The organism is Neptunomonas sp. CHC150 (assembly GCF_030397555.1).
GTDB classification, from domain to species: domain Bacteria; phylum Pseudomonadota; class Gammaproteobacteria; order Pseudomonadales; family Balneatricaceae; genus Neptunomonas; species Neptunomonas phycophila.
This window is the reverse complement of sequence record NZ_JAPNXU010000012.1, coordinates 178,148-202,201: the sequence shown is the minus strand read 5'-3', so window position 1 is coordinate 202,201 and position 24,054 is coordinate 178,148. Positions and strand designations below refer to the sequence as shown.

The window sequence follows — 24,054 nt, the reverse complement described above, 5'->3', positions numbered from 1 at the left end:
GCCCTCGACAAAAAAAGATGTGTTAGTTGATAGAGGTTAGCCACCCTCGCCTTCGTTTATCGCTTGCTCCATGCCTTTTTGCCCTTTAGCAGCAAACAATTTACTGATCAGTGGCAAAAACAATAGGATAACGGCAATCACGATGATGGATAACGTTAACGGTCGCTCCCAAATAAAAGATAAGCTCCCATCAGACATCACCAGTGAGCGACTCAAATTTTGCTCCATAATCCCACCCAGGATGTAGCCTAGCAGCATAGGTGCCATTGGAAATTCCAACAATTTAAGGAAGATCGCTATCGCAGTAATAAAGACCATCATCTGAATATCAAAGGTGTTAAAGCTCACCAAATACACACCCGTCACTGAGAAAAACAGAATCAGCGGAATTAAGATCGGTCGTGGGATAGCCAGTAGGCGTGAAATGTAAGGAATCAATGGTAAATTTAGGATTAGTAGCACCAAGTTACCAAAGTACATTGATATAATTACAGACCAAAACACATCTGGGTTATCAACAAATAAACGAGGCCCTGGCTGAACTCCGGCGGCAATAAGCGCCCCCAACATAATAGCGGTTGTACCCGAGCCTGGAATACCCAAAGTTAGTAGCGGTACAAACGAGCCAGTAGACGCCGCATTATTTGCGGTTTCAGGCGCCGCCAAACCTCGTAATGCCCCTTTACCAAACTTTAGCTTCTCTTTAGCGGATGCGAAGTTACGCTCCATACCATAGGCCAAGAAAGAGGCAATGGTTGCACCTGCACCGGGTAAAACACCAATGATAAAGCCAAACACCGAAGAACGAGCCACCGTTGGGGCTATCTCTTTTACTTCTTCTTTATTTAACTTCATGCTACCCAACGCAGCCATATCAATTTCGGGGTCTTCTTCCAAATGCTGACGTTTCATGACGGACATCACTACTTCGGTTAACGCAAACGTCGCCATCGCCAACAGCAAAAAGCTAACGCCGTCTAACAAATCAACACTGCCAAACGTAAAGCGAGGCGCTCCTGTCATTGCATCAGCACCGACGGTAGCGATCATCAAACCAAAAACCGTCATAATCATGGCTTTTATGACTTGCCCTTTACCTGAAAAAGCAGCCACAGCCGTCAAACCTAACACCATCAATGCAAAATAATCGCCCGATTGGAAACTGAGTGAGACTTTCGCTAAGGCCGGTGCAGCAAACAGCAGAATAATCGCACCGACAGTCCCCCCCGTAAACGAGCAGTATGCGGCCAATGCTAAGGCTTTGCCGGCTTGTCCTTTCTGCGCTAACGGGTAGCCATCAAACGAGGTAACCACTGTACTGGCGCACCCAGGCGCGTTAATCAAAATAGAAGAGGTCGAACCGCCAAACACGGCACCGTAATAAACACCGGCCATCAAGATAATACCGGATGCGGGGTCAAGCCCGTAAGTAATAGGGATCATCAAAGCAACAGCAGAGATAGGCCCCAGTCCAGGCAGCATTCCGATGAAAGTACCGGCAAAACAGCCCACTACAACCATCATAATGTTAAACGGCATTAACGCCGTACCAAGCCCTGTAAAGATTCCATCTAACATGGCACTAACCTCCAAACAACGTAGTGATCAATCGCCCAGGGGCAAGATAGATATCAAGTAATTGAGAAAGCGCGAACCAAATGAAAACGGCAAAAGGAACGGACGCAATCAAGAGTGTTTTAATTCGGCGCTCGCCTAATAACCAATAGCCGCCAATCAAAAATAAGATGGTCGACACTAAAAAGCCTACCCACTCAAGGGCTAAACCGAAGAGCACCACCAACGCCAGCAACTTAACGACAATGGCAAAGTCGTAACCTTTAAGAGAAAGTCGATCACCCGCATCGCGGCTGGCCGTTACGATCAGCGCAATCGATAACACGCCACCCATATAAGCTAAAGCCGTCGGTACGGTTTGCGCGTTGAAAGGTTCATACTCATCACCTGGCAACATCGAGATATCACCAATGTAATATCCATAGGCAGCAGACAGGCACAGAAATACCAAACCGCCAATATGATCTTTAGTAATAATCATAGGGTTCACCTTTGACGGTACTACGCCCGCCTATCTAAATAAGGGAATGATTAAAGAGCTTCAAACCAGCCACCGAGACTCATTTGAAGCTCAAAGATAACCGCTACGAAAGCGCGATTATTTTAAGAAGCCAAGCTCACGCATCAGGTTGCCAACAACTTCTTCTTGGTTTTCTAGGAAAGCAACAAACTCAGCACGTGGCTTGAATATTTCAGTCCAGCCGTTACGGTCACGAACCACTTCCCACTCACCTGTTTCGTACATTTTTCCTAGAGTAGCTGCGTACTCGTCAGCTTCTGCATCAGGTAATCCTGGTGCGCCGAAGAAACCACGCCAGTTCACAAACGTCGCGTCATAGCCAAGTTCTTTTAGTGTAGGAACGTCTGGAGCTGTCGCAGAACGCTCATCGCCTGTGATTGCCAAAATACGTACTTCACCCGCTTCGGCCAGCGCTAATGCCTCACTAAAGCCTGTAGATAACAAATGTGCTTCACCTGACAAAATACCGGCCATGGCTTTACCACCAGCATCATAAGCAACGTACTTTAATTTACGCGCATCACCGCCAGCTGCCTTAAAGGCCATGGCAGCAACCAAGTGATCCATACTGCCGCGTGCCGAACCACCAGCAATAGCAACCGAACGAGGGTTCTTACTGTAATCTTTTACAACGTCGGTAAAGCTCTTATATTTAGAATCCGTTGGGACCACAAACGCGCCATAGTCACCAACAACCGCCGCGATAGGCGTCAAGTCACGGAAGGACTGTGGGAAAACTTTAGACAATGAACGAATAACGATAGGCGTAGAGTTAACCATGAGCGTGTTGTGGCTTTGATCGGCCATTTCGATTAAATGAGCGATTGCTTTACCGCCACCACCGCCAGAAAGGTTTTCGTATGACGCACTCTCAACCAAACCCGATTTTGTCAATGCTTCACCCACACCACGAGCGGTACCATCCCAGCCGCCACCTGCGCCACCCGGAATAAGGAAGTGGATTTCATCTACTTCAGCCTGAACTGTTCCAGCTCCTAGTGTAGAAACTAATGCAGCAGCCAATAACGTAGAGCGATTGCGGGAGAAAAATTTAGATAACATGACGTATCCTCAATTTGTTTTTATATTTTTTTGTAGTTACTGAGGATCAATATAGACGCCAAGCTATTTTTAAAAAATATTGTGTATTTAAAGGCTATAAAAATCTTTAAATGCATTTTGTTCATTTAGTTCACAGGCATTCGTGCTATTTCTTAGCTAAGATGGCATAAAAAATCATTGGGCATTGTTATCCTTTACCTGCATCAATGCCGCCGTATCAAAGAGCAATCGCGTGACCATAATAAAAAAAACATTACAGCACCTTACGCTTCGTAAGTTAAAAATCAGAACTCGTATGTCGCTAGTCTTAGGGCTTATGGCCCTTTTGCAAACAGGGCTACTTGGCATATTTGCTCTCAATTACCTTGATAACTCGCTTGAAGAGCAAATGGGGCAGCAAGCTGTTCATGTCGCTAAAACCATCGCAGTCATACCGCAAATAATCAGCGCAGTGGAACAAAGGGACAGCGACTTTCTACAACCGACTAGTCTGCAATTAGCAGACACCATTGATGCTCGCTTTGTCGTCATTGGTGATATCAACAGCATACGCTTAGCACACCCTAACTACGAACGGGTTGGACAGCCAATGTATGACGATGATGGCGACTACAACGAGCCTGCGCTGCTGGAAGGAAGGCCTTACGTACAAAAAGCCATTGGTAGCTTAGGAGCATCGATCCGCGGGAAATCGCCTATATTTGATTCCACAGGAGAAACAGTCATAGGCGTCGTATCAGTCGGCTTTTTACTGGACAACGTAGACTCCATCATTGCACGTTATCGCACCACCCTCACTGTCGCCATTTTATCTGCGTTTTTGCTTAGCGTCCTTACGGCTATTTGGTTTGCTAACCACTTTAAAAAAGCTATTTTTGGCCTAGAGCCAGAACAAATCGGGCTATTATTTGAGGAGCGCAATGCGACTCTCGAATCTATCCGTGAAGGCATAATCGCCATTAATTCCCAAGGGTTGATCACCACCTTCAACCGAGCAGCGCTACACACCTTAGAGCTAACCGATAAGACCCCTTTGCTAGGTAAGCCTATCCAAACAATCTTGCCTGGCAGCCAGCTATTAGAAGTCCTCGCCAACGGTGAGCCTCAATTTGACCAAGAATTTTGGGTCGGTGAAACCTGCCTCATTGCAAACCGTATTCCCGTATGCCAAAACGATCAAATCATCGGTGTGGTGTCGAGTTTTCGCCGTAAAGATGAGCTCGATATGGTTAGCCGAAAACTAACCCGCATCCAGCAGTATGCTGACAGCTTGCGCAGTCAAACTCACGAATACTCCAACAAACTCCACACCATAGCAGGGCTCATTCAAATAGGGGCGAACAATGAAGCGCTTAACCTGATTGGGCAAGAAACAGAAAACCACCAAACGCTCATTCACCTGTTGGTAGAAGCTGTACCCGACCCCGTATTAGCAGGCTGCCTACTTGGGAAGTACAACCGTGCTCGCGAGTTGGGGCTTCACTTAAAAGTGGATACCGAAAGCCGAATGACCGACTTACCTGAGCGCCTGCCGCGTGATCAACTTGTCAGTATTATTGGTAACCTACTTGATAATGCCTTTGATGCCACATTGGCGCACACCGGCGCTGGCGGTGAAGTTTTCTTAACGATGACGGACCTCGGCAACGACCTTATCTTCGAAATTGAAGACCAAGGCGCGGGAATCCCCTTAGACGAACAAGCACGTATTTTCGAAAAAGGCGTGTCGAGCAAGCATGAACCCGGACACGGCATTGGTCTACACTTAGTTGAGACATTGCTGCATCGCTTAGCCGGAACCGTTACCATAGACCCCACAGAACGAGGCGGCAGCCGTTTTACCGTGTATATACCAAAAATAAATCCAAACCATACACCCAAGTCCACAAAAGGAAGCCCTGCATGAGCAGCATTCGTGTAGTGATCGCCGAAGATGACCACCAAATAGCCGAAATTCAACAACGTTTCTTAGAACGCATCGAAGGATTTGAACTGGTGGGCCTAGCCCACGGCCTAGATGAAGCTCGCGATCTGGTGGACATACTCAAACCCGAACTGCTGCTGTTGGATGTTCACTTTCCAAAAGGCACGGGCTTAGATTTACTGCGGGAACTACGCTCTGGCAACAGCTCGACAGATGTTATATTAATTACGGCTGCCCGCGAGGTAGACACCTTAAAAGCCGCCATGCATGGGGGCGTGTTCGACTATATTTTAAAACCGCTGGTGTTTGAGCGTCTCCGAGATGCACTTAACCATTACGCCGAGCACTTAGATAAACTGCGTAATATGGAATCCCTTGTCCAAGGCGATGTCGACCGCCTATTACCTCGTAATGCCACCCCCAACACCAGCCAACCGGTACCGAATACAAACCTACCTAAAGGGATTGATGCCCTCACCTTAGACAAAGTACGCAAAGTCTTGTTAGAAGCCGATAGCTCGCGCAATGCCGAGGAAGTCGGCTCACAAATTGAAGCCAGCCGTACTACCGCGCGACGTTACCTAGAATATCTAGTGAGCTGTGGAGAATTAACGGCCGAAGTAAGTTACGGCAGTGTCGGCCGTCCCGAGCGCCGTTACCTCAACCAAACCAGTTAAGCCTACATGAACTAAACACGCCTAGAGCTCGTAGAGATAGAACACATTTTCGAATACGGGAAATTCGTTTTGTCTGATAAAACAGCGCTGTACTGGTTTACTAACGACCTACGACTTAAAGACAATATGGCACTGGAACATGTGGCTCGTCAGAGTCAACGTTTGGCCTTTCTCTATGTTTTTAACCCAGCATGGATTGCCCCAAGAAATTATCAACACCGATTAATTGGTGAATTCAGCCTACAATTTATTATTGAATCCTTAATCGATTTGGAACAACAGCTCCGCGCAATGGGGCACCGTTTCCATATTCTTATCGGCAACCCTGTCGATATCATACCCACCATAGTTCAGCAAAACGGAATTGATATCATGGGCTGTAACGCTCACAGCGGTTGGTACGAGCGTAAAACACACCAAAGCATTCAACAAAAGCTTAGACCCAATAGTATACACGCAAGATGGAATAACTACCTGTACAGCCCAGAACAGTTAAACAGCCATCAACAAAGCAGCACAAAAAAGGAAAGCCTCTCGATATTAAAATCCTTTTCGACCTTCCGGCAATTCGTTGAGCAACGCGATATCCTTCCCACACCAGCCCAAATAGAACAGCCATTAAACTTACCAGAGCCACTAGACCTTAAAGGGCTTTTCAAAAAAGTGCAGGATTTATCCGATTTTCTAAAAATGAATGACAATAAGTTATCTAGACTTGAGAATGCTCAAAACTTATCCTTCATTCCCGGAGAGTTAGCGGCTCAGTGTCACCTGAATGATTATTTCGGTACAAGCTCCCCAAGCACCTATAAACAAACCCGTAACGCGCTGGACGGATGGGATAATTCTACAAAATTTAGCCCCTACCTTGCCCATGGTAACTTATCGCCTCGCCAAATATGGAAGGCTGTAAACACCTACGAAGCGATCAATATTAAAAATGATGACACCTATTGGATTAAGTTTGAGCTACTCTGGCGTGAGTACTTTAATTGGGTAGCCCTCAAGATAGGGTCTACACTTTTCCGCTTTAGAGGTATGGCAAGCTCACCTCCGCTCACAAGTTTCTTTGCCGAACGATTTACCAAATGGTGCCAAGGTAGTACCCCTTACCCACTAGTAAATGCCTGCATGAAGCAATTAAATGCCACAGGCTATATGTCAAATAGAGGCCGACAACTAACCGCTAGCTGCTTAATCAACGAGTTGGGTATTGATTGGCGATATGGCGCTGCCTATTTTCAAGAAAGGTTAATTGACCACGATGTCGCTTCCAATTGGGGCAATTGGCAATACATTGCCGGAGTGGGGACCGACCCGCGCGGCGGACGTCATTTTAACCTTGAAAAACAAACTCAAATGTTTGATCCACACCATGAATTTATTCACAAATGGCAAGGCGATGAGCACACCGCCGCTTTGGATTCGCTTGATGCGTCTGGCTGGCCCATTAGTATGAAATGACATATGAAAAAATCGCAGCTTCCCAGCAAAATATGCCGTACCTGCAACCGCCCTTTTACATGGCGAAAAAAATGGGAGCGAGACTGGCCCAACGTTAAGTATTGCTCCAAACGATGCGCGTCACTTAGCCCTAAAGCACAAAGCCCGACGGACAAACCGTAGGGCTTTATAATCACGAGTAACGCTTGGCCATATAGACGTGCAACTTACGGGATTTATTAAAAGAAAAAAGCACCCAAGTATTAAAGCAGCTGATCGCAAAAGGAGTCATTAGCCAAGATGCGTTACTCAACTAAAATACAAAACACATACGCCGGAGCAGCGACAAAAACAGCTTTTCACGTTGATGAGATACTCGGTTTAAACGCATCTAACAACTCAGTATTGGTCGGGTATTTTTCAAGTAATTCGGCTAATCGCTTTGCACCTTCGATTGGCTTAAGTGAAGTTAAAGCACGCCTTAAGCTTCTTACCTGATCAATACTTTTAGCGTCTAATAAGAACTCTTCACGGCGTGTGCTGCTTTTTGCGATATCGATCGCGGGGAATATACGATGGTTCGCAATCTCGCGTGACAATACCAACTCCATATTACCTGTGCCTTTAAACTCCTCAAAAATCACCTGATCCATGCGGCTGCCGGTATCCACCAAAATAGTCGCTAAGATCGTTAGCGAGCCACCGTTTTCAATTTTACGAGCAGCACCAAACAGCTTGCGCGGAATCTCCAGCGCTCTGGCATCAACGCCGCCCGACATAGTGCGGCCACTGCTTTTGCGTTCGGCATTGTGGACACGCGCCAAACGCGTTAGTGAATCAATAACAATCATGACATTGTTACCTTCTCCAGCCTCTTTACAGGCTTTATCGAGTAACTCATCCGCTAACCGCGCATGGTGGGCATAGCTTTGATCTGACGATGATGCATGCACTTCGGCCGCTACGCCCCGAGTAAAGTCTGTAACCTCTTCTGGGCGCTCATCAATTAACAATGCATAAAGCTTGATATCAGGATACGCCTTACCAACGGCTTGGCAGATATGCTTTAGGGTTGTTGTTTTTCCTGATCCGGGTGGCGCAACGACCAAACCGCGCTGCCCCATACCGATGGGCGTTATTAAGTCCATCGCACGGGTAGAATATTCCTGAGAGCCCAACTCCAAACGAATACAGGGTGAAGGGTGTATAGCTACACCATTCAAAAAACGCTGTTTAGGGTCATTGGGATACAAATCTTGCGCTGTATCAATTGGCTCGACGGGGGTACGTTTTACCTTCAAGCTGAGTGTCTTTCTTGTCATGGTATCGCTTTATTACTCTGGTTAAATCAATGGATTAATAGCCTACATAAAGCTTATTGAGCCAGGCTAAAGGACTGAACTTCGGTATCATGTAAATAACGCCACTGGCCTTCATCAACATCGACGAGAACATCACCTATTTGCTCACGATGCAGCGAAGCGACTCGGTTACCCACGGCAGCAAACATACGCTTCACCTGATGGAACCGACCTTCGGTAATCGTTAAACGCACATCTTTGGAGGATATGACCTCTAGGGTAGCAGGTAATGTTAAGCGTTGTTCACCTTGTAGCCGAATCCCTTGCTTAAATTGCGCAACTAATTCATCGATATCCCCTGCCGATAAAGCCCGCGCTAAACCAACGCGATACACTTTAGGGCAAGCATTAGCTGGTTGCGTTATATGAAAAGACCATCGGCCATCGTCAGTTATTAGCACTAAACCTGTGGTATCTACATCTAAACGCCCAACAATATGTAGCTCTGACACTCGGTCGATATCCAATAGATTAAAAAGCGATGGGTAGGCCTCATCCACATTAGAGCAGACCAAACCAGCGGGTTTATGCATCAAAAGATAACGAAATGCTCTGGGTTTAAGCTGTACCCCGTCTAATTCAATTGTGTTGTTTTCATGTACTTGTAGCGCGGCATCAATCGCCACGGTTTCATTAACACTCACCCTCCCCGCCTGTATAGAACAAACGGCCTCAGCTTTAGAGAGCTGGGTGCTTTTACAAATGTATTTATCGAGACGCATTAACCTGCCTAATATGGATTACAGCGGGAGCCGTTATTAACTTTGACTGCATTAGATAACAACTAAGTCATACAATACTGGATTGAACAAGAAAACTTCGCCATTATTACTCGCATAATAAACAAAACATACCAGCAAGAGTCTCCCCTTGAATCCCAAACGCAGTAGCCGCCTCACCAATAGATATTTGCTTTTATCCTTGCTGGTTGCGCTCGTTCCATTGCTGCTGTTTGCCAGTATTTATGACTCTTACTTTTTTCAGTTGCTAGGCAAAGTGACTAACGCCCAATTAGGCAGCCGAGTAGCCGCGGTTCAAAATGAATTTCAAGTGCATTTACGAGAGCGAGCCTATCAGTTAGATGTGCTCGCCGACGAACTAGACTCCCCCGTCATTTACAGCGAATCGGGAGTCAACTCGCTATCAACCGAACTGCAAACACTGTTACGGCTACAAACCGACTTACACAATGTGTATGGCATTGTTTTTTTTGATAAACAGCGACGTTTTTTATGGAGCTTTCCGGACAATGCTTACTCGGCTGAACGTTATCAATCATCACTAAGTTATGGCCCAATCGCCTTTGACGACACAGAACTCTACGGGCCTGAGCCATACAGTTTTAATCACCCACCGGCAGTATTGATGCTCAAACCCATTGCCGCAAGCTTTAACGCATCTGAACAATACTATATCGGGTTAGTACTTCGGTTTAACTCGCTGGCTTCTCTCCCTAAAAACTTAGGTGCAGAAGGTATCTACACTCCATTGCTTGAAGTGCCTGGCCACCGGTTATTCGATATTGTCGGGCAGCCAGTAGAGCACCACACCAAAGCCGTTAAAGGCTATCCGTTAATCCCCGAGTGGAACTTACAACTTATTCAAAATAAAGATTTAGTCAGCCCACCCAGTGCAGCCATGCGTAATGGTCTGATTAGCTTAGTGCTCCTAACCGCTGGCCTTTTACTGATTCTGCATTTCTACGTTTCTAAGCATTTAGAAAGACAACTGGACAGCCTTATTAAAGGCGTAGAGCGAGTTGCCGCTGGCGATTTAGACTCTCCCGTGCCCTTACAGCCGGGCACCGAAGTAGAGCGTCTAACGCATGCTATCGAGCGCATGAGAGGACAACTCAACCAAACCATTAAAGCCACCATCGATATAGAGCGGCAAGCCTCTTTGGGTCAACTCGCTGCTGGGCTAGCTCACGATATACGAAACCCATTAACGATTGTCGGCATGACCATAAAAACGCTGATAAAACGCGAAGCCAAACCCAAGCATGTAGAAATGCTGCATATGGTTGAAGAAGAAATCGATCGGGTTGAGCAAGTCGTCAATAATTTATTAAATTACGCGCGGCCTAATCCCCCCAAACAGGAACACCTACACCTTTCTGATGAATTAGATAGCATTGCGGCTCTTGTGGATGCCTCCGCAAGAAAGCAACATGTTATCCTCACAATAGAATGTCCACAGGATCTCACCATACTCGCCGACCCTTCGCATGTTCGCCAAGTATTGATGAACCTGATCCTTAACGCCATTCAAGCGATGCCGCCTGCAGGCGGGGAGATATTATTAAGCGGGCAAAAGCAGGAGCACCACATCGTTTTATCGGTTATCGATAACGGCCCAGGTATCAGTGATACAGAACTAGCGAGAGTTTTTGAGCCATTCTTTACTACTAAAACAGCAGGAACAGGGTTAGGCCTTTCAATTTGTAAAACCTTATTAAATGCAAACCATGCAGAATTAACGATCGAAAGTGAAATAGGTGTCGGTACAAGCGTTCACCTCTCCTTTAACCTTCCTCCAAAGCAAGCAGATACCCATGAGTAACTTATCGGTTTTAATTATTGATGATGAGAAAAACCTAATACGCAGTATTATCTTTTCTTTGAGCGACCCTTCCATCGAAGTAGCCGCGGCTCACACCGGTAAAGACGGGGTTGAGCAGTTTCAAAAGAGTCGTCCCGATGTGGTGCTGCTGGATTTAGGCCTGCCCGACATGTCCGGATTAGACGTATTGCATCAGCTAAAAACACTCAATGCCGACACCCCCGTCATTATGATCTCGGCACATGGTGATACACGTACAGCTGTTCAAGCCGTTAAAGATGGCGCCGTGGATTATCTCACTAAGCCTTTTGATATTGATGAATTAGAAGTATTAATCCACCGCTGTGCAGAGCAACAACGCACACAAAAAGAACTATCGTTTTTACGTGCCAAACAAGGCGAAACACAATCCATTGTTGGGCTGGACGCCACTACAACACAACTCAAAGCCTTTATTGAACAAATCGGGAATAGCTCGGCAAAAACGGTCCTTATTACCGGAGAGTCTGGTACGGGCAAATCACTTATTGCCCGTTGCGTCCATGACACGCGCTTTAAAGACGCCCCTTTCATCGAAATTAATTGTGCCGCCTTACCTGAGCAACTTATCGAAGCCGAACTGTTTGGCGCTGAACGTGGCGCTTATACTGGGGCCTCTCAAAAAAGGGATGGGCTGATCGCTCTGGCGGATACTGGCACCTTATTTCTTGATGAGATTGGAGAAATGCCACTATCAGCTCAAACAAAATTACTCAGCTTTTTAGAAAACAGGAGTTATCGCCCCATCGGTGGTAACCGTATAAAACAAGCAAATGTCGTGGTAATAGCAGCCACCAACCGCGATCTCAAACAAGCGGTAACAGACGGTGCTTTCAGGGAAGATTTATTTTACCGATTAAACGTACTCCCCATTCACGCACCCGCATTACGTGAAAGACCCAAAGATATCCCATTACTGATTAAGTACTTTACCGAGCAATTTTCCAGCAAAGAAGGCTCCAAAGCACCATTGTGGGACCCTGCGCTCATCCAGCTCTTACAAACATACGCTTGGCCGGGCAACATACGCGAATTGAAAAACCTTGTTGAGCGATTTACGATTCTTTACCCAGGTATCACGGCAACAGCGCAGCATTTACCGCCCGAGTACGCTCCGCAACAGGCGATACAAACACCCGAGTCCAACACCCCCGAGCTTACCTCTCAAGTAGAAAGCAAAGAGCGAGAAATCATTCTTAAAGCACTGAGCGACAGCAATGGACGAAAGAGTGTGGCGGCTGAAAAACTGGGCATTTCTAGGCACGCACTTAAAAGACGCTTACAGCGCCTTAACATTGAAAGTTAACCGACATGATACGCACAACAATGATGATCAAAAATCTGACGCATAGATATGTACTTGTCATTTTACTCAGCACATTACTGCACCCCTCAACAGTGGCTGGCGCTATTGTGTTGGGCGAACAAAACGATGCTGATATCAATGTGGGCTGCCTTTTTCCACTGACAGGCCGCGGAGGTCTATACGGCCGCGATAGCCAGATAGGTATTCAAATAGCCTTGGAAAAACTTGCACAAAGCCCCGATGTTTATCCGACGCTAAAAGTCGTTATTGAAGATACGCGCTCAAAGGCTTCACGAGCAACACGCATAGTGAAAGACTTTGTCGAAAAAGGCCGTAGCCGGTTCATCTGTGGCGTGGTGAACTCGTCGGTTGCTTGGCAAGTTGCCAAAGTCGCCGCCCAAGAAGAGGTATTTTTTATCGGGACAGATCATGCATCCTCCCGAATGACATCACCGTTGGTAAGCCCGTATTATTTTAGAGTGAACAACAACACCCAACAGAGCGCTATAGCTGGTGCTAAATACATTAAAGAGTATTTCCCAAACAGCGCCGAAAAACCTATTCGCATCTCGCATATAGCGCCTGATTACGACTACGGCTATACCATATGGCAAGATCTAGTAGACGCATTAGACTCACTCGGCGTGCACTATCAGGTAGTGACGACCCTGTGGCCACGGCTTTACGAACCTAATTACAGCGCATTTATTAAAGCGCTATTAGAAAAGCCTACGGACTTAGTGATTAATTCCATGTGGGGTGGCGACCTGGTCGCCTTCATTCAACAGGCCAACAATACATCGCTGTTTAGCCACGCAAAGTTTGCAAACTTTGATACAGGCGGTAACTACGAAGTATTAGTCGAGCTGGGTAAAGACCTCCCCGAAGGGCTTATCATGTCAGCCAGACATCATAATAACTGGCCTCATACGCCGCTAAATCAATGGTTTGTATCACGTTTTTATGAACTCAGTGGCCGATACCCTTCTTATGCCGCTGAAGGTGCCTACTCTGGAATCATGGCAATAGCCGAGGCCGTTCACTTAACAGGGGTCGATGCTTCTAACGACGCATTAAAGACGGCACTGGAACACCTATCATTACGCTTACCCGAAGACCCCGAAGGCTTCTCCTCTTTCATGGACCCAAAGACCCACCAGTTGCAACAGGTCATAGCGATAGGAACAACCACAGGTTCAAACAGCAAGCTATCCCTTCCCCGCTTACTCAGCCACTGGAAGATCTATTATCCTGAGCGCTAACCGATAACGAGCGCTTAGCGCTCGCTTTTCAAAATTCGATGAGCGGTTTCCGCTCAAAAATTTACCACGCCTCACCCAACATCGATTTTTATTCAATATTTTCAGCAACTTACCTGCAATCAAAAAACTGGCACTTCGCTTGCTACCTCTAAACAACACTGCTCTCTTCAGAACAACAATAAAACGAAGATGATCGGCGCTCGTACGGCCACTCTACTCATCGTTAATCTCATCTGAAAAGACAGTTCTGTTGGTGCTCTGCTAACTCCTTACGTTTACACCTTCGTTGGGCAGAGCAAAACTTAATATAATAAATGGTAGCACTCATGTTAAAAGACATGTCCCTTCTCAAAGACCGTTGTTTAGTCAATGGACAGTGGGTAGAAGCTGAAAACAAAAGCACAATCGATGTCATCAACCCGGCCACAGGCGATGTCATCACCAGCATCCCTCATTTATCAGCCTCTGAAATCCCTGCCGTCATTTCGGCCTCACAAGTGGCTCAGCGCGAGTGGGCTGCGATGGCCGCCAAAGAACGCTCAAAAATTCTGCGACGTTGGTTCGAGCTGCTATTAGAAAATGCCGATGATTTAGCGTTACTCATGACGACTGAACAAGGTAAGCCCCTAGCCGAAGCCAAAGGCGAGATCGCTTACGCAGCCTCGTTTATTGAATGGTTCGCCGAAGAAGCGAAACGAATCTACGGTGATACGATTCCAGCTCCGCTGGCTAACCAGCGCTTAACCGTCATCAAACAGCCTATCGGCGTAACTGCGGCCATTACTCCATGGAACTTCCCAGCCGCCATGATCACACGCAAAGCGGCACCGGCATTAGCCGCGGGCTGCTCAATGATTGTACGACCTGCCGACCTCACACCGCTTACCGCTTTAGCAATAGGTGAGTTAGCACAACGAGCGGGTATTCCTGACGGTGTTTTCCAAGTCGTTACCGGTTCAGCTAGCAAAATCGGCAAGGTACTCACCGACAGCACAACGGTGACTAAATTGTCATTCACAGGGTCGACCGAAGTGGGCCGGTTATTAATGGCTCAATGCGCCGAGACCATTAAAAAAATGTCGTTGGAGCTTGGCGGTAACGCCCCTTTTATTGTGTTTGACGATGCCGACCTAGATAAAGCGGTAGAAGGAGCCATGGCTTCTAAATACCGTAACGCTGGCCAAACATGCGTGTGCGCAAACCGTATTTTGGTACAACGCGGGGTTTATAAAGCTTTTTCAGAAAAGCTGCTTGAGAAAGTCAAAGCGCTTAACGTTGGAGATGGCACACAACCCGGCACTGATATTGGTCCTATGATTGAAGAAAAAGCCATAGCCAAAGTCGAAGAGCATATCCAAGACGCCGTGAGTAAAGGCGCTACCCTGCTCTATGGTGGCGAGCGTCTAGGCGGACTCTTTCTAAAGCCCTCTATCCTGACCGACGTCACACCAGACATGAAAGTCGCCCAAGAAGAAACCTTTGGCCCAATGGCTCCTTTATTCCCGTTTGATACCGAAGAAGAAGCCGTAGCCATGGCAAACGATACCATTTTTGGCCTCGCCGCTTACTTCTTTACCAAAGACTACGCCCGCAGCATACGCGTTGCCGAAGCACTGGAATACGGAATGGTTGGCCACAACACCGGCATCATTTCAAACGAAGTTGCCCCGTTTGGCGGTGTAAAACAGTCAGGTTTAGGCCGTGAAGGCTCTAAATACGGCATCGATGAGTATCTAGAGCTGAAATACATCTGCAGCGCTCTTTAATCTTTAGGAAGATCACTATGAACAACGGCATTAAACCTTTTTCTTTTAACACGCCCGGATCAATGCATGTTGAATGGGGTGGCGCAAAACGGTTAGGAGAGCTGCTTTCAGGCTGGTTCAAAGAGCGTAACTTATTAATCGTTACCGACAAGTTCCTAAACGAAAGTGGCTTACTAGAAGAAACCAAAGCCTCATTAAAAGCGCACGGTTTTCATACCATTATCTTTGATGATGTTGTTGCGGACCCACCAGAACACGTACTCATGTCATGTGTTGAACTGGGTAAATCCCAGCAGGCCGATATTGTTTTAGGGCTGGGTGGCGGCTCGTCAATGGATATCGCCAAATTGGTCGCCGTGATGCTGACATCAGAGCAGCCATTGTCAGAACTCTACGGCATTGGAAACGTTCAAGGTTCTCGAACGCCGCTGATCCAAGTGCCGACAACAGCGGGCACAGGCTCCGAAGTGACCAATATTACGATTTTGACGACCGGCGAAACGACCAAAATGGGTGTAGTGGCACAACAGCTTTATGCAGACAGAGTACTGCTGGATGCCGAACTCACCGTCGGCTTACCTGCCCTACCGACGGCGGCGACAGGTATCGATGCCATGGTCCATGCAATTGAAGCCTACACTTCAGCGCACCTAAAAAACCCCGTATCGGATGCGCTAGCGAAAGAAGCTCTACGCTTGCTTGCTAACAACCTCATTACCGCCTGCACAGACGGCACAAACCGAGCAGCACGCGAAGCAATGCTATTGGGAGCCAACCTAGCTGGCCAAGCCTTTTCGAACAGCCCTGTAGCGGCCGTTCACGCATTAGCTTACCCATTAGGTGGCCACTATCACTTACCTCATGGCCTAACTAACGCCTTAATGCTTGGCCCTGTGCTTCGCTTCAACATGAAAGCAGCCGCCGAGTTGTATGCCGAGCTAGCCGATGTCTTGTTAGGCGAAAGCCAAGAAGATACGGCCACTAAAGCAAGCCGGTTCGTAGACCACATGCAATCGTTAATGAACGCATCTGGCGCGCCACAAAAGCTGAGGGAAGTTGATGTGACAGAAGAGAGCCTGCCTACCCTAGCGAAAGACGCCATGCTTCAAACTCGTCTACTTGGCAACAACCCTGTGCCAGTGACAGAAGAAGACGCCCTTAACTTATACCGAGAAGCCTTTTAATAAACCCTGTTTTAACAGGCCCTGATTGCCTCAGCCATCAACGCTGAGGCTCCTACATTATTAAAAAAATAAAGGAAATAATAATGAGAGAAGAACGCATAGACGGCCAAGAAACACCGTATTGGTCTATGGGACCTTTCAAGGTGCGCTTGCCCTTTATACATTACCGCTTTGAGTGGCCAGATTACTTTCAAGGCTTATTGATGTGTGCCGTAGATTTAGCGGCAATACCACTGATGACCGAACTATTGGGCATGCCGTTTGAAGTCGCATTGGCTGTTGTTATGCTTAACGGTCTATTCTACTTACTACATCACCTGTTAGGTGACCCTGTAGTACCAGGCTGGATCACACCTGCTATCCCACTACTCATGGCTTACTGCGCCGCCTTCCCTGAAGGCCCCGAACGAATACACGCACTCGTCTCATTCCAACTGCTCTTAGGGGTATTTGCCATCTTCATTGGCGCCTCGGGGCTCGCGCACCGAGTCGTATCGCTTATCCCGCAAGCGATCAAATCAGGGATCATTATTGGTGCCGGTATCGCTGCCGTAATGGCCGTATTTAAGGTAGATGGTCGCTTTGACTTGTACCCAATCACCATTACCCTAGCGGTTGGTATCGCATTCTATGTCATTTTTTCTCGTCACTTTGCCGAGCTAAAACAAAGCAATGCACTGTTCAACCTCATCGGAAAATTAGGTGTATTCCCGATCATTGTCTTAGCGATCATCATTGCGCCTACCGTCGGTGAAACAAACTGGCCTACGCTTGAATGGGGCTTCTCTTCTCCTGACTTTGTCACACTGTGGAATGAGTACACAGTGTTTGGTATTGGCTTCCCACCAATCGCTATGTTTATCAGCGCTATTCCTACGGTACTAGCAGCCTACATCGTTCTATTTGGTGATGTTTTACAAAGCCGCGCCATTCTAGAAGAAGCAGACCAAGCACGCCCCGATGAGAAGATTGATTACAGCCCAGACCGTGCTCACATGATCTTTGGTGCACGTAACTCAGCTATGTCTATCTTAGGTCCAGATGTCACCATGTGCGGTCCATTATGGGCAGCAATGCATGTCGTTATTGTGGAGCGTTTTAGCCAAGGCAAAAAAGCCATGTACTCTATTTTTGGCGGTGCAGGCTCTTTCCGCTGGGGTACCAATACTGGCTTATTATTTATGCCAATCGTAACCCTAGTGCAGCCGATCTTGGGCGTAGCCCTAGCACTAACACTGCTGATCCAAGGCTATGTATCGGTCAAAATAGGCATTATGGAAGCACGCTCTCAAAGAGACCTGGGTATTGCCGGTATAGTGGCCGCTGTTCTAGCCACCCGAGGTGCAACATGGGCATTCGCCGTGGGTGTAGTGCTATGCATACTGGTCTATGGCCGCGACTTCTTTGCAGGTGAGAAAGATAAGACCTTTGTAAAAGACCAAGACTAGTCAGTAACCATCAATAACGGCGCTCTTAAGAGCGCCGTTTTTAATTTAACGCTTCTCATGCCTGTGCAGTTATGAATAATTCCATAGGCCCTTATCTCCGATCAACACCTCACACTTTGTATGGTTCGCTACACTCCCATTAATCATATGCTTTGAAAAGCCAGTAGTTTTTTTGGGCTTACCTACGTATTCTGAATAGTAAGCGGCACTGTTTCTCACCGTCTAAGGCTTTTATAGGGAGCTGCATTTGAATACCGATCAATGGCTGATTACTGCAATTTTGATGTTAACGCTGGTTCTCTTTGTGTGGGGAAAGTATCGCCATGATATTGTGGCAGCCATCGCCTTGGGGCTGTGTGTACTGGCAGGTTTAGTCGCGGCTGATGAAGCTTTTGTAGGCTTTAGCCACCCAGCGGTAATCACCGTAGCGGCCGTACTGGTCATATCCGATGCACTGCGCCGCTCAGGTGTGGTAGATGTGATTGTACAAAAAATCTTACCCTACACCGAAAGCCCGCTCAGCCATATTCTGATCATGACAACGGTCGTCACCGTGGCCTCCGCTTTTATGAATAACGTAGGAGCCCTCGCGCTCATGTTACCTGTGGCACTCGCCACCTGTAGCAAACATCAACGCTCGCCAGCGCTAATTTTGATGCCTCTAGCTTTTGGCAGCATCTTGGGCGGCATGACAACCGCCATAGGCACTCCGCCCAATATCATTATTGCCATGATGCGAGCCGAAGCCAGCGGTGAATCATTCAGCATGTTTGATTTTTCGCCAGTCGGTGTTGCTATCGCCATCATGGGCGTTCTTTTTATTACACTAGTTGGATGGCGATTAATCCCCGCCGCTCGACTTAAAAGCAGCTCGCCCGATCAGCTATTTGCTATAGACGAGTACCTCACCGAAGTCATCGTCACCGCCGACTCAAGCTTAGTGGGTAAATCAGTAGACGAGATAGATGGCTTACAAGACGCTAGCATCGAAATTGTGGGCATAGCCCACCGACATGGTAAAACGATGTCGATGCGTGCAGGGCAATTGCTTAATGCTGGCGACATTTTGCTCTTGCAGGCTGATCCCTCAGAAGTCCAACCCCTGCTCGACAAAAACGAGCTAGAACTGATCACCAGTGCCGATAAAAAGTTTTCTAAACTAACCCAAGGCGAACTCACATTAGTAGAAGGTGTAATCAAAAAAGGCTCGGTACTGGAAGGCCGTGATGTACCCTTTTTACGTAGGCGAAGTGGTGGCTCACTAGCATTAGTGGGCCTAGCGCGCGAAGGGCAGCATATTCGCAGGCTGCGACGTAAACAGTTTAAAGCAGGCGACATCTTGTTATTACAAGGCGCTGTAGATGACATCAACGAACGGCTTAGCGAACTAGGTATGATTCCCCTTGCCGAGCGCAATATCAACTTAGGCCAGCCGAAAAAAATTGCCATTTCATTGGCTATCTTTACCATCGCCATCGCTCTGGGTATGGCCAAAATACTGCCACTGGCGATCGTATTTTGCCTTGCCGTTATCGTCTATCTGTTACTGGATATTTTGCCTGTTCGTAACCTTTACGACGCCATCGACTGGCCGGTTATTATCCTGTTATCCGCCATGATCCCGGTAGGCTCTGCCCTACAAAGCACAGGCCTAACAGAGTTACTCGCCACGCAAGTATTAACGCTCACCCAAGGGATGCCCGTCTATCTTATTATTGGTCTGGTGTTAGTCGTTACCATGTTTTTATCGGACATCATTAATAATGCCGCCACGGCCGTGATCATGGCGCCATTAGCGTATGGTATTGCGATGGGGCTAGGCGTCAGTGCGGACCCGTTTTTCATGGCGGTTGCTGTAGGTGCCTCTTGTGCATTCCTCACCCCTATCGGCCACCAGTCCAACACACTAGTACTGGGCCCAGGTGGCTACGCCTTTGGAGACTACTGGCGCATGGGTTTACCACTTGAAATAATGATCGTACTGCTCGCCGTGCCGCTTATTTTGCTGGTTTGGCCTTTGTAACGCTAAAGGCAGGATTTATTGAAATCGCAAAGGGTAGGAAGAGCTTATTCGCACCTTCGCATCCTGTTTTACGCATGTACAAAGACAATTACTGGTTGTAATGAAAGTACATTTTTTTATACTAGGCGAGGTTCATAATTTATAAGGAGATAAATATCATGGACGAGCAAATCTGCATCCCAAACGAAGACACATATATTATCATTGAGTCTATACACACAGCCGGTATACATAAAGTTTCTGTATCAACACAAATTTACCGTAGAATTTACAGTGTATGTAATTTTCAAGAGGTTTATTTTGATGACAAAAAATTGATCGACCACTGTCAGGCTTGGAACTTTTGAAGGATTTTTTGAGCGGTGGTGAGAGAGTACGTACAGAGAACACCGGTGAGCAAAGAGTTATCACACGCTACATGGGCAGTAGAAATTACGTAAAACCCATATCAGATCTTAACTATAACAACGACTTAGTTAAAGCACTTTCGAAGGATTACTTCATAGGTGATCTCGGCAAACTTTTCACATTTGGGAAAGACCCTATCCCTGAAATCAAACTTTTTGGTAGACCGGGCGTTACTTTTAGCATGCCAGGCAATGGTTCATATCCTGTCGCTGTTGCAAAATATAGTAAAGAAGCGCGAAAAATTGAGCAGATTTTAGATCCGGTTAAAAAGAAACAAATAATATCTGAACTCATAAAATAGAGAGCCACAATGTTTAGATCATTAATCCTATCTCTAATTTTCGGTGCTTTTTTATTCTTATTATCACTGATTTTATACAACAGCATTTTATCGACTTTTGATTTAAACGTCGTTTATACGACGCCAAGAGAGTCTGGCATGCATGGCATTTTTTATGCTTTCGGCTTGTTTGCGCTTGGTGGCTTCATAACCTTTACAGCGTCTATTCTCAAACATAAGAAAGCTAAGTATTATTACATTCTCTTATCTGGCTTGTTATTTATTGCAGTAACAATGATTAAAGGGTGGCTACTCATACCTGATACGAAGGCTGGGCTTCTTGCTAGTGATATTAAGTTTTTTATCACCCCCTACTACACTCTAGCTTTGTCAGCTTTATTTTTTTTTATTTTCAAATGGTCTGCAGGCCGCAAGGTAAAAAGCCACCCTTAGGTGGCTTTTTACCTATAAGAGATTTCTTTCATTGAAAATGAATTGAATTCAATGAAAGAACCTCATCAGGCGCTACCGTGCCCAAGTAGGATCTCCCGCACCTTTTCATACTCTTTCATCCTCGCAAAATCCTTTTCAGTAGGATTCGGAATTCGGCCAAGATTCATGTTTTCTGCATTATCGGCCAACTTTACAACCCGTGCGATTTCATTCGCAGCGGCTCTCATCGCTGCCTCGATTCGATTTTCATCCTTCCGTTTAGTGAGGGCCTCAACTGCTTCGAGCACTGTCTCCGAGAAACCCTCGATGCGCAGCTCTTCGATTGTAAGGTCTGAATCTTCAACGACATCGTGAAGAACAGCGGCGATCCGGGCCTCTGTACCCGTAACACGTAGCATCACTTGAATAGGGTGCAGTATGTATGGCTCGCCTGCTTTGTCGGACTGGCCTTCATGTGCTTTCGCCGCAATTGCAATTGCTTTTTCTAACGTACCCATATTCTAGATTCCTTGATCATCCTTTCCCAAGTATATAAAAAACACTATCTAACGTGCAGTCATTTAATATCGTCAATTCATCTTCAATTTCAGAAAATTTCGAAATATCCTTAATAGCTAAATTCCCCTCCATTCCTAAAAGGAACCTGTTTCTGCGCCATGTAAATGGCAAGTAGTCAACTTGAGCAACAACAACCATGCCATTGTATGGTTCTTTAGCTAACACCTCTTTGAGTGACCTATACTGACTTGATTCAGGAACAACCCATAATTCATTCTTAAACTTGAACATAAAACAGATTGAATCATTTGACTGTACATCACTACCAACCAGTAGACAGTAGATGTTCTCTAAGTTAGCTATCTCTTGATGGGAAGCTTTACCAGTGGATAAATGCAGTGTTAAAGCATCATGTGAGGATGATAAACCTTCCATTTTCAATGTATTCCCTTATATTCCGCAGCCCCATCGTAATGCTTTTTACTTTTCGATGTAACACTGTCTTTAAGATAGGTAGTACTTTAACTTGATCGCATCAGATCTCTGGAATACCATCACACACGGATCATCTTTAAATCTACAACAAGGAAGTTGAGAATATGTCCAAACGCCATCATATTATTGATAACAACAATCTTGCGAATAAAAGATTCGGATTAATCTATACTAAAAAGTGCGGCTGGATAGATCTAGGCCATGCCTACCCTGACTCAGCTAGTAAGCTTTGGGAAAGCATCTTGAATGAAAGGAGTCAACACAATGACTCGAGTTCACAAAATAACTTCACCGTAGAATATTCGCAAAGCATGGGAAGCAAAAAATACAACGCCAATACTTTTGTGGGTAAAAGAAAAAAATTTGAAATACAGAAAGGCTTATCATTAGATATAAAAAAATCTATTGCTCTAAGCATAGTTTTAAAGGTTTCTTTGGAATTCGAAACCATGCAAAGCAACTGGTTTTACTCACTAATTACTGATAGTGGGTTTAGCTCTGAGGATTTAATATCTAATATTATTGGCGTATATAGAGCAATTTATCCTACCATTAACTTCTTAGAAATATGTCAACCTGTCTCTAAATCAGAATCCACTTATATTTGGGATAAATTTGGTGCAGTAGGAGGCTTAAAAAACAGAACGCTTTCTCCCTATTTATACCCTCTTCAAGATGATTCGACGACATACCCGAGGAAAAGTGTCTTACCTGCAATATTGAACACAATCAAACCTACCCAAGAAGGAAGCTATTTTAATGAAGTACGCTAAAATAGTTTTACCAGCGGTTTTAACGCTAATAATTCTATTTCTATTTTATTTTCTTTACACCTCCTTACAAGAGCATAATAACATAAAGAAAAATTCAATAACCTACTTTTTATTAGTTGACGATCTTATAAAGGAAGTGAGTGAAATTTCTGATTGCCGTTCTATATTTTCGTACATACCTGCAGACGGTGTTTCACCAGAAATTCAAAAAGTTGAAATGAGCTCATGTAATGCTAGCGCGCTTCAAAAGATAGATATCTATCTTTCAGGTAATGGTTATAAACTAGTTAACAACGAATACGTTCTAGACAATAATGTTATTACTCGAACCAATTATTCAGAATACATATCTGTTGAAATGTATCACTACTAATATTCGGGATTAGCATGGTTTTTTTGGGATCAAGAGCCTTCTTTAATGTATTGAAAACCGGCAGACAACCATTAGCTTCATGATCACCAAAAAATGAGGCCGCGTTCAATATCAACAACGTGGCTGAGGGTATATTCAAACGTACCCGGTTGTATCTGATCCGCATAGCGCAGCGGGATCATCTTGGTTTGCTCGTAATCGTAGTGTTTGAATCGCGCCATCCGTTGCACCTAGCGGGGTAAAGTTTGTTTGGGACAGTTTACTCGAGCTTTTGGCGGTAAGTTGGAAGATGCTGGACTTATTCAGCAGCCACAACGCCGCAGTAAATTGCAGCTATTTCGTCGCTTTTTAGGCAATGAAGTTTCTACGCAAGTAAACAAAATACGCCTTTTGGTCAGTTGTTGGCGAAAAGATGCTACTTGTCATTACGGCGTGTAGCACTTTGCAAATATCAGATAAATGTACAGGATTAAATGAATTCCAATCCGTACCTATTGGCTCATTAATAACTTGGAGGTGAACCTTGTTCCGTAAAGACCTCAGGAATTCGAGCTTTTGGTAGATGGCTGGGCCAGAGCCAAATATATTATTAGCCTTTGCATTTTTATTATTGCATCGAATG

The 24,054-nt window shown here is 45.9% G+C and carries 24 protein-coding genes; 16 read left to right on the top strand and 8 right to left on the bottom strand.

What is annotated here, in order from left to right:
- Nucleotides 1-36 precede the first annotated feature (36 nt).
- From OW491_RS16840 to OW491_RS16830, 3 genes are all read right to left on the bottom strand, one after another.
- Complete coding sequence (locus tag OW491_RS16840) at nt 37-1,578, bottom strand: tripartite tricarboxylate transporter permease (RefSeq protein ID WP_290037045.1); 1,542 nt, start codon at nt 1,576-1,578, stop codon at nt 37-39.
- A gap of 4 nt (nt 1,579-1,582) precedes the next feature.
- Nucleotides 1,583-2,056, bottom strand: coding sequence for a tripartite tricarboxylate transporter TctB family protein (locus OW491_RS16835; protein ID WP_075178377.1), 474 nt, complete (start codon nt 2,054-2,056; stop codon nt 1,583-1,585).
- 117 nt (nt 2,057-2,173) lie between these two features.
- Entirely contained in the window at nt 2,174-3,157 is a 984-nt protein-coding gene (locus tag OW491_RS16830; RefSeq protein WP_290037044.1) for a tripartite tricarboxylate transporter substrate-binding protein, read from the bottom strand.
- 232 nt (nt 3,158-3,389) lie between these two features.
- Between OW491_RS16830 and OW491_RS16825 the strand changes: the two genes are divergently transcribed.
- The 4 genes from OW491_RS16825 (at nt 3,390) to OW491_RS16810 (ending at nt 7,384) form a co-directional block, all read left to right on the top strand.
- Nucleotides 3,390-5,063, top strand: a complete 1,674-nt coding sequence (locus OW491_RS16825; RefSeq protein ID WP_306460945.1) for a sensor histidine kinase — start codon at nt 3,390-3,392, stop codon at nt 5,061-5,063.
- Nucleotides 5,060-5,758, top strand: coding sequence for a response regulator (locus OW491_RS16820; RefSeq protein WP_290037043.1), 699 nt, complete (start codon nt 5,060-5,062; stop codon nt 5,756-5,758). The genes OW491_RS16825 and OW491_RS16820 overlap by 4 nt, the downstream gene beginning before the upstream one ends.
- Nucleotides 5,759-5,827: 69 nt before the next feature.
- Complete coding sequence (locus tag OW491_RS16815; RefSeq protein WP_290037042.1) at nt 5,828-7,222, top strand: DASH family cryptochrome; 1,395 nt, start codon at nt 5,828-5,830, stop codon at nt 7,220-7,222.
- Nucleotides 7,223-7,225: 3 nt separating this feature from the next.
- Complete coding sequence (locus OW491_RS16810) at nt 7,226-7,384, top strand: DUF2256 domain-containing protein (RefSeq protein WP_075172703.1); 159 nt, start codon at nt 7,226-7,228, stop codon at nt 7,382-7,384.
- Nucleotides 7,385-7,560: 176 nt separating this feature from the next.
- Here the strand turns inward: OW491_RS16810 and rho are convergent, their stop codons facing one another.
- Nucleotides 7,561-8,523 (bottom strand): transcription termination factor Rho, encoded by a 963-nt coding sequence (rho, locus tag OW491_RS16805; protein ID WP_290037040.1) that lies wholly within the window; start codon nt 8,521-8,523, stop codon nt 7,561-7,563.
- 53 nt (nt 8,524-8,576) lie between these two features.
- Nucleotides 8,577-9,206, bottom strand: a complete 630-nt coding sequence (locus OW491_RS16800; protein ID WP_354669566.1) for a 16S rRNA pseudouridine(516) synthase — start codon at nt 9,204-9,206, stop codon at nt 8,577-8,579.
- A 226-nt stretch (nt 9,207-9,432) separates the two neighbouring features.
- Here OW491_RS16800 and OW491_RS16795 point away from each other — a divergent pair, with 226 nt between their 5' ends.
- From OW491_RS16795 to OW491_RS16755, 9 genes are all read left to right on the top strand, one after another.
- Entirely contained in the window at nt 9,433-11,124 is a 1,692-nt protein-coding gene (locus OW491_RS16795; protein ID WP_290037036.1) for a HAMP domain-containing sensor histidine kinase, read from the top strand.
- The gene (locus tag OW491_RS16790) at nt 11,117-12,469 is read left to right on the top strand and encodes a sigma-54 dependent transcriptional regulator (protein ID WP_075172710.1); all 1,353 of its coding nucleotides are present in this window, start codon (nt 11,117-11,119) and stop codon (nt 12,467-12,469) included. Before OW491_RS16795 ends, OW491_RS16790 begins: the two co-directional genes overlap by 8 nt.
- 5 nt (nt 12,470-12,474) lie before the next feature.
- Nucleotides 12,475-13,731: an ABC transporter substrate-binding protein gene (locus tag OW491_RS16785; protein WP_246813461.1), complete on the top strand. Its 1,257-nt coding sequence runs from the start codon at nt 12,475-12,477 to the stop codon at nt 13,729-13,731.
- Nucleotides 13,732-14,057: 326 nt separating this feature from the next.
- Nucleotides 14,058-15,497 (top strand): NAD-dependent succinate-semialdehyde dehydrogenase, encoded by a 1,440-nt coding sequence (locus tag OW491_RS16780; protein ID WP_212667425.1) that lies wholly within the window; start codon nt 14,058-14,060, stop codon nt 15,495-15,497.
- 17 nt (nt 15,498-15,514) lie between these two features.
- The gene (locus OW491_RS16775) at nt 15,515-16,681 is read left to right on the top strand and encodes an iron-containing alcohol dehydrogenase (protein WP_075172712.1); all 1,167 of its coding nucleotides are present in this window, start codon (nt 15,515-15,517) and stop codon (nt 16,679-16,681) included.
- A gap of 83 nt (nt 16,682-16,764) precedes the next feature.
- Nucleotides 16,765-18,129: a hypothetical protein gene (locus OW491_RS16770; protein ID WP_075178384.1), complete on the top strand. Its 1,365-nt coding sequence runs from the start codon at nt 16,765-16,767 to the stop codon at nt 18,127-18,129.
- Nucleotides 18,130-18,376: 247 nt separating this feature from the next.
- Complete coding sequence (locus OW491_RS16765) at nt 18,377-20,152, top strand: SLC13 family permease (RefSeq protein ID WP_178969055.1); 1,776 nt, start codon at nt 18,377-18,379, stop codon at nt 20,150-20,152.
- A 343-nt stretch (nt 20,153-20,495) separates the two neighbouring features.
- Nucleotides 20,496-20,861: a hypothetical protein gene (locus tag OW491_RS16760; protein WP_290037035.1), complete on the top strand. Its 366-nt coding sequence runs from the start codon at nt 20,496-20,498 to the stop codon at nt 20,859-20,861.
- A gap of 138 nt (nt 20,862-20,999) precedes the next feature.
- Nucleotides 21,000-21,293, top strand: coding sequence for a hypothetical protein (locus OW491_RS16755; RefSeq protein WP_290037033.1), 294 nt, complete (start codon nt 21,000-21,002; stop codon nt 21,291-21,293).
- Nucleotides 21,294-21,358: 65 nt separating this feature from the next.
- On the opposite strand, the gene OW491_RS16750 is transcribed toward OW491_RS16755, so the two are convergent.
- Together OW491_RS16750 and OW491_RS16745 are read right to left on the bottom strand one after the other, a co-directional pair.
- On the bottom strand, nt 21,359-21,790 hold the full coding sequence (locus tag OW491_RS16750; RefSeq protein ID WP_290037032.1) for an HD domain-containing protein: 432 nt from the start codon (nt 21,788-21,790) through the stop codon (nt 21,359-21,361).
- A gap of 16 nt (nt 21,791-21,806) precedes the next feature.
- Nucleotides 21,807-22,226, bottom strand: a complete 420-nt coding sequence (locus tag OW491_RS16745; protein WP_290037031.1) for a hypothetical protein — start codon at nt 22,224-22,226, stop codon at nt 21,807-21,809.
- 164 nt (nt 22,227-22,390) lie between these two features.
- Between OW491_RS16745 and OW491_RS16740 the strand changes: the two genes are divergently transcribed.
- Both OW491_RS16740 and OW491_RS16735 read left to right on the top strand, forming a co-directional pair.
- Nucleotides 22,391-23,059 (top strand): DUF4056 domain-containing protein, encoded by a 669-nt coding sequence (locus tag OW491_RS16740; RefSeq protein ID WP_290037030.1) that lies wholly within the window; start codon nt 22,391-22,393, stop codon nt 23,057-23,059.
- Nucleotides 23,046-23,432: a hypothetical protein gene (locus OW491_RS16735; protein ID WP_290037029.1), complete on the top strand. Its 387-nt coding sequence runs from the start codon at nt 23,046-23,048 to the stop codon at nt 23,430-23,432. Before OW491_RS16740 ends, OW491_RS16735 begins: the two co-directional genes overlap by 14 nt.
- 83 nt (nt 23,433-23,515) lie before the next feature.
- On the opposite strand, the gene OW491_RS16730 is transcribed toward OW491_RS16735, so the two are convergent.
- Complete coding sequence (locus OW491_RS16730) at nt 23,516-23,653, bottom strand: hypothetical protein (protein WP_290037028.1); 138 nt, start codon at nt 23,651-23,653, stop codon at nt 23,516-23,518.
- Between the two features lie 28 nt (nt 23,654-23,681).
- On the opposite strand from OW491_RS16730, the gene OW491_RS16725 reads away from it, so the two are divergent.
- Nucleotides 23,682-23,870 carry a hypothetical protein gene (locus OW491_RS16725; RefSeq protein ID WP_290037026.1) on the top strand — a complete coding sequence of 63 codons (189 nt, stop codon included), beginning with the start codon at nt 23,682-23,684 and terminating at the stop codon, nt 23,868-23,870.
- The last annotated feature ends 184 nt before the right edge of the window (nt 23,871-24,054 follow it).

What these genes read in the sequence shown, in the direction of transcription:
- OW491_RS16840 (WP_290037045.1), bottom strand. Translation starts at nt 1,578, where the DNA reads ATGTTAGATGGAATCTTTACAGGGCTTGGTACGGCGTTAATGCCGTTT.
- OW491_RS16835 (WP_075178377.1), bottom strand. Translation starts at nt 2,056, where the DNA reads ATGATTATTACTAAAGATCATATTGGCGGTTTGGTATTTCTGTGCCTG.
- OW491_RS16830 (WP_290037044.1), bottom strand. Translation starts at nt 3,157, where the DNA reads ATGTTATCTAAATTTTTCTCCCGCAATCGCTCTACGTTATTGGCTGCT.
- OW491_RS16820 (WP_290037043.1), top strand. Translation starts at nt 5,060, where the DNA reads ATGAGCAGCATTCGTGTAGTGATCGCCGAAGATGACCACCAAATAGCC.
- OW491_RS16810 (WP_075172703.1), top strand. Translation starts at nt 7,226, where the DNA reads ATGAAAAAATCGCAGCTTCCCAGCAAAATATGCCGTACCTGCAACCGC.
- rho (WP_290037040.1), bottom strand. Translation starts at nt 8,523, where the DNA reads ATGACAAGAAAGACACTCAGCTTGAAGGTAAAACGTACCCCCGTCGAG.
- OW491_RS16790 (WP_075172710.1), top strand. Translation starts at nt 11,117, where the DNA reads ATGAGTAACTTATCGGTTTTAATTATTGATGATGAGAAAAACCTAATA.
- OW491_RS16785 (WP_246813461.1), top strand. Translation starts at nt 12,475, where the DNA reads ATGATACGCACAACAATGATGATCAAAAATCTGACGCATAGATATGTA.
- OW491_RS16780 (WP_212667425.1), top strand. Translation starts at nt 14,058, where the DNA reads ATGTTAAAAGACATGTCCCTTCTCAAAGACCGTTGTTTAGTCAATGGA.
- OW491_RS16775 (WP_075172712.1), top strand. Translation starts at nt 15,515, where the DNA reads ATGAACAACGGCATTAAACCTTTTTCTTTTAACACGCCCGGATCAATG.
- OW491_RS16770 (WP_075178384.1), top strand. Translation starts at nt 16,765, where the DNA reads ATGAGAGAAGAACGCATAGACGGCCAAGAAACACCGTATTGGTCTATG.
- OW491_RS16755 (WP_290037033.1), top strand. Translation starts at nt 21,000, where the DNA reads ATGCATGGCATTTTTTATGCTTTCGGCTTGTTTGCGCTTGGTGGCTTC.
- OW491_RS16750 (WP_290037032.1), bottom strand. Translation starts at nt 21,790, where the DNA reads ATGGGTACGTTAGAAAAAGCAATTGCAATTGCGGCGAAAGCACATGAA.
- OW491_RS16745 (WP_290037031.1), bottom strand. Translation starts at nt 22,226, where the DNA reads ATGGAAGGTTTATCATCCTCACATGATGCTTTAACACTGCATTTATCC.
- OW491_RS16740 (WP_290037030.1), top strand. Translation starts at nt 22,391, where the DNA reads ATGTCCAAACGCCATCATATTATTGATAACAACAATCTTGCGAATAAA.
- OW491_RS16735 (WP_290037029.1), top strand. Translation starts at nt 23,046, where the DNA reads ATGAAGTACGCTAAAATAGTTTTACCAGCGGTTTTAACGCTAATAATT.
- OW491_RS16730 (WP_290037028.1), bottom strand. Translation starts at nt 23,653, where the DNA reads ATGGCGCGATTCAAACACTACGATTACGAGCAAACCAAGATGATCCCG.